At 69.7% G+C, this 8,670-nt stretch carries 8 protein-coding genes and 2 tRNA genes; 6 read left to right on the top strand and 4 right to left on the bottom strand.

Annotated features, from left to right (window positions below):
• Positions 1–316: 316 nt before the first annotated feature.
• From ACH4RC_RS40130 to ACH4RC_RS40120, 3 genes are all read right to left on the bottom strand, one after another.
• Entirely contained in the window at positions 317–811 is a 495-nt protein-coding gene (locus ACH4RC_RS40130; protein WP_398209609.1) for a hypothetical protein, read from the bottom strand.
• A 591-nt stretch (positions 812–1,402) separates the two neighbouring features.
• Positions 1,403–1,528, bottom strand: a complete 126-nt coding sequence (locus tag ACH4RC_RS40125) for a hypothetical protein (RefSeq protein WP_398209607.1) — start codon at positions 1,526–1,528, stop codon at positions 1,403–1,405.
• 410 nt (positions 1,529–1,938) lie between these two features.
• Entirely contained in the window at positions 1,939–2,262 is a 324-nt protein-coding gene (locus ACH4RC_RS40120; protein WP_398209605.1) for a helix-turn-helix domain-containing protein, read from the bottom strand.
• A gap of 580 nt (positions 2,263–2,842) precedes the next feature.
• On the opposite strand from ACH4RC_RS40120, the gene ACH4RC_RS40115 reads away from it, so the two are divergent.
• From ACH4RC_RS40115 to ACH4RC_RS40090, 6 genes are all read left to right on the top strand, one after another.
• Positions 2,843–3,325, top strand: coding sequence for a hypothetical protein (locus ACH4RC_RS40115; protein WP_398209603.1), 483 nt, complete (start codon positions 2,843–2,845; stop codon positions 3,323–3,325).
• A gap of 182 nt (positions 3,326–3,507) precedes the next feature.
• Complete coding sequence (locus ACH4RC_RS40110) at positions 3,508–4,353, top strand: hypothetical protein (RefSeq protein WP_398209601.1); 846 nt, start codon at positions 3,508–3,510, stop codon at positions 4,351–4,353.
• A gap of 54 nt (positions 4,354–4,407) precedes the next feature.
• A tRNA-Gln gene (locus ACH4RC_RS40105) sits at positions 4,408–4,477 on the top strand.
• A gap of 274 nt (positions 4,478–4,751) precedes the next feature.
• A complete protein-coding gene (locus tag ACH4RC_RS40100; RefSeq protein WP_398209599.1) occupies positions 4,752–5,702 on the top strand; it encodes a hypothetical protein in 951 nt (316 codons plus the stop codon).
• Positions 5,692–7,254 carry a hypothetical protein gene (locus tag ACH4RC_RS40095; protein WP_398209598.1) on the top strand — a complete coding sequence of 521 codons (1,563 nt, stop codon included), beginning with the start codon at positions 5,692–5,694 and terminating at the stop codon, positions 7,252–7,254. The genes ACH4RC_RS40100 and ACH4RC_RS40095 overlap by 11 nt, the downstream gene beginning before the upstream one ends.
• A gap of 142 nt (positions 7,255–7,396) precedes the next feature.
• Positions 7,397–7,469, top strand: a tRNA-Arg gene (locus tag ACH4RC_RS40090).
• Between the two features lie 734 nt (positions 7,470–8,203).
• Here ACH4RC_RS40090 and ACH4RC_RS40085 read toward each other — a convergent pair.
• On the bottom strand, positions 8,204–8,629 hold the full coding sequence (locus ACH4RC_RS40085) for a hypothetical protein (RefSeq protein ID WP_398209596.1): 426 nt from the start codon (positions 8,627–8,629) through the stop codon (positions 8,204–8,206).
• Positions 8,630–8,670: the final 41 nt, after the last annotated feature.

Genomic DNA, 8,670 nt, shown 5'->3' with positions numbered 1-8,670 from the left:
CACCATTGGCCCCAGCCCACCCGCGGCGGCGTCCAAGCCGTCCGTATCCAACGACCCCAACCCGCGAATCCGTAAAACAACGGCATTGGGCCTAGACCGCGGCGCGCCTCGGAGTTGTCCTCGACGTCGTCCGCCGCAGCGACGATGTCACAGGCTTTCAGGTCCTGCCCCGCCGCTGGGTCGTAAAAAGATCCTTGGCCTGGATCCTGTGCAGCCGGCGTGTGGTCCGTGACTACGAGCGGAGCCCGGACACCGGCGAGACCTTCATCCTGTGGCCGATGACCACGCTCATGACCCGCCGCCTGGCCGCCCAGCATCAGCAGCGTCCTTCGCCGGGCGGACAGCGTGAACTTGCCCGGTTTCTCGCCACCAGCCAGCCCCGTTCCATCAGCAGCTTCAGCCGGGCTCTCGCTCCCTCGACGCGAGAGGCGGACGCGCTGTCCCAGCCCAGCACCACCGCTGCCCGCCGGGCACCCAGCCCGTCACCTGCCGCCTCCACAGCGGCGGCCATCAACCCCTGGTAGTCCTTCGCCAGACCCTCGACCCCGGCCGCGTTCTGCCAGTGCGGCACCGCCCGGCGCGGTCCCACCGGCTTCCACTGCGACACCCCCTCGCCCGCCGCGGCGGGCGCAGCCTCCTCGGCCAGTGCCTCCAGGTACTGCTCCAGGCCGATCACCCGGCGCCTGAGCACCTCTTCCGCATCGGCCAGGGACGCCCGCGCTCGCTCCAGCTCGGCCTTGAGATCTTCCCCCGCACCGCCGCGGCCTTCTGCCGCGCTTCCAGGACCGCCCGCATCGACGGCATCCGCCACCCCCAAGATATCTCGGCCACCAACGAGCCGAGACTTCCGCGATCTTATTTCTGACCAGCAAAAGTCACACACGAGCTTCCGAAATAGAACGACCTTCTGAGGCTTGGGAACTCGTCCTCTCCTGAAGCTTGGGCCCCTCGGGAACTAATCTCCCGGCGTAACAGTCGAGCGGTCTGAAGCGCCTGACGCTGGAGCCGCAGTGGCCCCCCCGCGGTCTGCGTCCGCTCGTGTCCCATCAGATCGCACTATGGGGCGCGGTTCACGCAAGCACTGCAGACTTGCCGCGGACCCTGCGGTAGTGCCCTTGTATCGGGCCTGCGCGTCACCTCTATGTGGGCTAGCGGTACTGCAAGCCTCTGCCTTCAGGTTCTCGCTGACTCAGATGCAGGCTGCTGCGCTCCCGCCCCGGCCGTAGTGCAGATCGGCTCCGCACCGGCGGCCGAGCCCGAGCAGGCCCAGGCATCGGCAGGTGGCTGCTGCGGCTCGTAACCGCCCTTCACACCCGCTCCATGCCGGGTTACGACCGGAACTGGGGCCCGGCTGCGGCCCCGTACCGCGCCGACCGCAGCCGCAGCCGCAGCCGCAGCCGAGCTAGTCGAGGCTGATCCAGCCGTCCGGGATCCAGCCGTCCACGTACCCCTCCAGGAAAAGGCCCAGGTCCGCGATACCCATGTCCGCGGCGTATCCGGCGGCTTGAGCGTAGGCAATCCAGAGCACACGCCCATCGCCGCCGCACGCACCGCCCGAGACGGTCACATGCGCGGTGACCAGACGGCGCCGGGCAGGCCACCCGGACGCAACTTCCGGCGCGGCACTGCGGATCCGGCCGGTGACCCGACCCATCCGGACCTTTCCCCCCGGAGCCAGCTCGCGGACCAGACGCCGGGCTGCCCGGCCGTAGGGCTCGCTCCGTTGGCGCTGCACAGTCCGCAGCCTCAAGGGATGACCGGCAGCGGAGGACTCGGGCCGGATCAGGGCGACCCGATGCTCCGGGTCGAAGCAGGCGAGCAAGACATCACCATCCACACTTGGTGCATACATGCGCATAGTGGCAACGTAGACAAGGTCGGCGTGCCGCGCGCGCCCAGACGGGCGACAGGACGATACGGCGTGCCGGGGCACGCCCCTTACCGGGGCGATCCCGCCGAGGGCAGGGCTCCGGGACCGGGCCAGATCTGGAAGCCGAAAACAGCCTCCAGGCGAGCGATGGTGCCAAGGTCGGGCAGCACTCTGCCGTGCAGAACCCGGCTGATGGTGGAGTGCGTAATCCCGGTGGCCTCGGCAAGAGTGCGCAGGCTGTACCCACTTACAGCGAGGGCGTTCTCCAGGTTGCGGGCCAGCGCCTGACCGTAGTGGGCACTCACGGGAGCGTCCGACGGGAGAGCGGCATACGGCCAGGCGTCATCGACGACATAGTCGCGCGGCACCTTGTCGTTGCTACTCCGGGGCATGCCCAGATCATCCCATGCACCCGTCATCCGCCGACCTCCTCCTCGCTCAGCGGCCGGCACACCACCAGCCAGCGGTGCATACATACACCATTAGAACGTACTGCTTCGATACCCGTCGACGTGTCGGCTCAATCGCACCCGCAGACCGGGCATCATCGGCGCATGCCCGACACGGCCAGACTGGGACAGTCACGTTCGCCCCGCAGCCGCACATTCGGGGACATGCCCGCAGCCGGCCACCGCCGCCAGGCACGCCGACACCCCGGCTCCGGCCGGGCGTCCACGCGTCGCGCAAGCCGCCAATTCACTTCCGTGCGCCCCCGTTTACCCTCGGGCGCCACACTGACGCTGAGTAACTGAGGCCGGCGCGAGAAAGACCAGGCCAAGATAGCTGCAGCCCGATAAGTACCTTTCTGTAGCGAAGGACTTCCCGTTCCTTTTCGGATCGCGTTCGAGGTGACCGAGATTGGGCGACTGTGGCTTTGCGGGCGCATTTCGAGAGAGGATCCATCCCACTGAGACGCGCCATGTGAAATCCATCGGCGATTCTCGAATCCGGAATGCGCGAGGGGGTTCTTTCATGCAGTCGCAACCGGCCCTGGCCGTCCTCGACGAACTGCGGTCTTTGGCCGCTGAGGACGACACCCGGCTCTGCGCGGCGAAGGACCGCCTCTCTGCGGCGGAGGCCGAGGTGAGTGCCGCCCGCTCGGCGTTCGAGTCGGCGAGCATGCGCGCCGAGGTGTCCGAACGCGTGACGCGCCGCGCCGAGGAACTACTCACCCCGGACATGACGCCCCACACCAGCGCACCAGCCTCACCGCACCCCGGGCCCGCGGTGCAGCAGGAGCCGCTGACGACCGCCCAGGAAGTGATGGCCTTCGTCCGGTCTCGCGGACGCGCCACCCGGAGCGAAGTCGTTGAGCACCTGCGCCTCACACGCCCGGACATCAAGCCGAGCAGCATCCGACGGCGGATGAGCAAACTGTTCGCCGACAAAAAACTGGTGCGCGTGGAGCGCGGGACGTACGCGCTGCCGCCGACCGTCGCAGAGGGTGATGCGTAGCGGTCGCCATTTCGACACCTGGATTACCCGCACACGCGTACGTGCCGCCGAGGACCAGTCGGCGGCACGAGGACACGCGTTTTTCTGGGCTCACGTATCGATCTCGATAGTAGGCGTTTTTGACGCCGCCGCGGGAGCCTGGCATGAATTCGGCCCTCAATAGGTCGGGAAATGGGCTCACTGTGTCTTCTTCCAACTCTGCACGTGCTAATTCCGGCACCGGCCACGCGATCCGCTCCGGTACTGCACGGCGTCGCGACCGACGGCGCGGAGCCGCCGCCTCGCGACGCCGTACGCTGCCCAGTTACCGGGCGGCTCCGGCCAAGCAGATCAACATCCTCGTAGCACTCGACGACCTCGCGGTCGACGGCGTCCCGGTTCAGCGGACGGCGCTGGCGCAGCACGTCGGCATCGGCGCGGCCACCGTCGGCGACTGCATGGCCTTCCTGGCCGATGTGGGGCTGCTCGAGGCCGGCCGCGGCCAGTATGCGATCACCGAACAGGGGCGGGAGTTCGCCGAGGCGTGGCGGCTCGACCGCACGCGAGCACGGCTGCTGCTGCGTCCGCTTCTCACCGCGCACTGGTCCGCCGCCGCGGTCGTCGACCTGCTGGCCGACGGGCCCCTGCCGCAGGAGGAGTTGGCCCGCCTGCTGCGAGCCGGCCTGCCCGGGGTGCCCATGCGCGGCCAGTACATGGTCGAGTGGCTGGACATCGCGCTGATCGTGGAGCGTGACGCCGAACTCCTCCTGGTACGCCTGCCCACAGCTGACGCCCCTTCCCCCTCACAGCTCTCGGGCGTACAGGGGCGGGAGGAGCAGGGCCATGGGCGAGCAGAGGGACCGGATGGACCGACGTCACTCCGGGGTGCTGGCGCTCACGCCGAGCACATCGGCACACAGCGCACTGAGCACACCGGGCCTCTGCTCGGCATGCCCCGCTCAGAGATCCAGGACCTGCCCGATGCCCGCTACTCGGCCTTCCTCGAAGGCATCCTGCAGACCCTGCGCGCACTGACCCCCGGCACCTGAGAACCAGGATGTCCGCAGAGCCGGGGCGCCGGACCGGAGGGGCCGGCGCCCCGAGGGTGGCGGCTGGTGTCCGCGCGAGGCTCTGGAACCTTGGGCGCGGAGGGTTCGATCCCCTCGCCATCCACCCACCGGCAGCATGACAGCCAGTCACCGAAGGGAGCTAGCCTCCATGCCCAGCCGCCCAGTCTGCCCAGCTTTCTGATCGCACATCAGCACCCACACCGAACGGGTGCGCCTGTCACCGGTACGGCCCGCTCCTGTTGCCGGAGCCGTCCGACCTCCTCACGGTGGTGCATGTTCGCACCATTTGTATGGAGGTCGCACCATGCCCGCCGTCACACATCCGCTCACCGCGCCACGGTGGCACACCGGCTGCACGAGGGCACTGGCGGCGGCGGATGGCCACTGAGATCGCCCTCCGCACCGCCGTCACCCGCGTGTTGGCCGCCTGGCAGGAGCTGGTGGCGCGCGGGGAGATGTCCGAACAGACGCTGAGCCGGTTCGGTCAGCTGCTGCACCGCTTCGCGGCCTTCGCAGCCGCGCGTGGTGCACTCATGCTCACCGAGGTCGACACCGTCGTGGCTGCGCAGTTCATCGATGCGCATGGCCGCTCCCGCCACGGACGCGTCGCCCCGGCCTCGCTGTCCACCCGGCACCTGCGCCGCAGCGTGCTGCGGATGTGCTTCGCCACCGCCCGCCGCCTGGCCCTTACCGATACCGATCCCACCCGCGACATCGACCTGCCCCCGCGCGTGTGCGGCACCACCCGCCCACTGGAGGAGGCCGAGGCGGTCGAACTGCGCCGCGCCGCCCAGTTCACCGTCCGCCCGACCCGCCATGCCGCTGCCGCCGCGCTCGCCCTGGCGGGCGCTTTCAGCGGCGAGATCGGCCATATCGGCGTGCACGATCTGAATCTGCCCGCCGCCCGAGTCTGGGTGCACGGCTCGGCCAAAACACAGCCACGCTGGTGTTCCCTGGACGCCTTCGGGGCCCGGGTGCTGGCCGCCCGCGCCCACCACCTGCGCACCACGGCCCAGCCCGAGCACCGGCTGCGGCTGGCTGTCTCCGCCCGCGGCGGAACGGACGAGCAGCTCCAGGCCCGCGCCTGCGTCGCCCTGCGCGACCTGCTCAAACGCATCGGCCTGGGAGCGGACCCGGCGGTAAGACCAGCCTCCATCACCGCGTACGCCGGCTGGGCCACCTACGTACGCACCGGTCGCATCGAAGCCGCGGCCCTCCACCTCGGCATGGCCTCTCTGGACAGCGCCGCCGCGCTCATCGGCCACCAGTGGCTCGCCGAAACGACACCCGCCACCGCACCGAACGGGGACGCCCCACATGCCCGATGACCTCTTCGGCGACCGCCTGCCGCGCACGGTCCGCAAGAAGATGGCCCGCCGCGCCAGCGAGCTGGACCTGCGCACCGTCGCCCAGCGAACCAGGGACGTGGCCCGCTTCGAGGCCGTGTACCAACTCGCCGAGCTCCTCCACCGGGACCCCGGCCCCCGCCGCGGCCGCCCGCCCCACTACCCGCCCTACATCTACCTTTTGTTCTGCGCCCTGCGCGGCATCCACGGCTCCGCCCGCTACTGCGCCGGCGACCTGCAGGACCCCGCCGTGTGGGACACGATCCGCGACGGCGTCGCCCACCACCTGGGCCACGACGAAGCCGCACGCCTGCCGGAGAGAGGGCCCTCACGCCATCAGTGGCAGCACGCCCAGCGCGCCCTTCTCATTCCCCGCCGCGAAGAACTTGGGGAAACCTTCGCCGACCTCGCCCTGGCCCAGGCCCAGCGCCAAGGCCTGCTGCCCGCCGACGCACGACGCTCGTGGAGCAATCCCGACCGCCACCAGCTCATCGCCGGCGACGGCACCGTCGCCAAGTCCCCCACCCTGTCCACCACCCCCTTCAGCGTCGACCCCGTCACCGGAGAAATCCGCAGCCACCGCGTCGACCCCGCCTCCTCCTGGCAGCAGGAAGGCAGCACCGACCACGACACCTCCGCCTCCGCGGCACCGGAAGCCACTGCGGGCACGGGCAACGACACCGGCAAGGAGAAAGGGATGATGATCCTCGGCTCCAAGTTCGTGGTCTTCTCCACCCGCCACCGCGGCTACTTCCGCCGCGTTTTCCTGCGCTACGCCCACGTCCCCCACGGCTACCCCGGCGGTGAAGCCGCCATCGCCCTCGAACTCGCCTGCGCCATCCTGGATGCCGCCGAGGGCTGCATGGGCGTCCTCTACGACGGCGCCCTGCGCGGCATGCACCGCGACGTCATCGCCCGCCGCGGCCGCCTACTGATCAACAAGCAGCACAAGGGCGCCAAGCCCCTCTACATCCGCACCCTGAACTTCGGCCGCTGCCGCCACGAACTGTGGTCCAACAGCGGCCGGGTCCACGTACGGGCCTTCCTCGACGACGGCACCAGCACCCTCGTCCCCCTGCCCGTCGACAAACTCGAACGCCGCTCCAGCACTCACACCCACCGCTGGTACCACCTGCTCACCATCCCCTGCCCCCGCGGCCCCCACAAACACCGCGAGGCCGTCGGAGTCACCACCACCAGCGGAGAACGCGAGATGGGCCGCAGTGACACCGAGACCGGTTTCCACCGCGCCGAACACCTCCTGCAGATCCCCGACGACACAGCCGTCCACCAAAACCTGTACGGCGGCCGCGAGGACACCGAAGCCGGTTTCTCACAGTTCGACCGCTCCCTGTGGAACCGCCGCATGATCGCCTTCGGCGCCGAAGCGCAGAGCCTCGTCATGCTTGGCTTCCTCCTGGCCCAGAACGCCACCTCAGCCGCCCGGTACCAAGAGGACCCCACCTACTCAGACAGCCCCACAGCTGCAGCGGAGCCCCTCAGTACGCGCAGGCAGCCCCTCCCGCGATCATGACCTGAGCTGAGGCGCCAGCCCACACCCACCATCCCACCTGCATCCGCTACCCTGTCTGGGACCGTCCTCGTGGCGGTCCCAGACCCTTGCATGGACCGGATGACATCGCGCACAGTATTCATCCACGTTTCACGCAAGGCCCGCCTTCGTAGCTCAGGGGATAGAGCACCGCTCTCCTAAAGCGGGTGTCGCAGGTTCGAATCCTGCCGGGGGCACAACGCATTACCGCTCTGGCTTGGGGCTCCCCCTAGGCAGGGCCCCTGCTCGGCCTCGAACTCCTCGTCCGGGGCCGTTTGCGTGAGCGGACGGAGAGCTGATCCTCGAAATCCCCCCAGCGAATAAGCATCATCCGGCACGGACTTCGGCACGGACTCCGGCCCGGTCTTCTGCGGGCCCTCGGGCTCTGGCTCCGCTTCAGGAACTCCTCTGGCGACGAGTCCGCCGCGCCGGTTTCCCCCCAGTCGCGGGCTTGCTGGTCGGATGTCGGCCGACGGGAGGGAACGTCCGCGAGATCAGCGCAGTCGGCGACGCGTGAGCGACTGCCCGATAGGTACCTCGGCTGCGAAGCGCCGCGTCCAGCGCCTCGTACGTCGCCGTCGCCGTCGCCGTCGGGATCATCCACCCCCGGTACCAGGCGGCACCCAGGTCGCGCGGGACCCTGCGGATCGCCTCTTGCGTGCGGGCGGCGAGCAGCGCGTCGTGGTCGATCAGGGCCACGACCGCGCCGGTCTTCCGGGGCGCAGCCGCCTTGGGTGCGAAATGGGGGTCACAGCGTGTGAGGCGCAATGGGGCGTCGCAGAGGAGAAGGGGCCCGGGTGTGGGCACCACGTCATTGTCGCGTCATGTCACGTGGTTGCGCGGTCTCGTGGTCGCGCCGTCACGCAGTTACGCGGTCACGCGGTTACGCGGTCGCGCGGTCTTGTGGTTGCGCCGTCACGTCGTGGCGCGGTTACGCGGTCACGTGGTTGCTCGGAGAACCTCCGCGGCCCGACGCCGCCGCCCTCACCACCGTCGAGACCACCGTCGTCGCCGCCAGGCTGCCCAGCATCAGCAGCAGGACGCCGATCCCGAAGAGGCCGCTCGCGTCGTCCGACCAGTCGATGTACGCGGCGATCGTCAGGCCCGCCGTCGTGCCGATCACCGCGCCGGGCACGTAGTCGCGGGACGCCGCCCAGACCACCGGGATCAGCAGGGTCACCACCAGGCCCAGGACCTGCCAGGCCTCGTACGGGCCCGTCTCCGTGCCGTCGGCGCCGATGTCGCGGTGCTGGTCCCAGCCCAGCCATGCGGCCCACGCCGCCCCCGCGATCCCGGCCAGGATCAGGGCGGAGAGGGGCTGGTGGAGAGGGGTGCGCCTGCGGGGTTCGTCCGTCATGTGCCCAGAGTCGCCACACCGCCGCGGGGCCGCCTGAGCAC

It is taken from the genome of Streptomyces sp. NPDC016845 (genome assembly GCF_044332585.1).
Lineage (GTDB): Bacteria > Actinomycetota > Actinomycetes > Streptomycetales > Streptomycetaceae > Streptomyces.
This window is presented reverse-complemented; position numbering and strand designations above follow the sequence as displayed.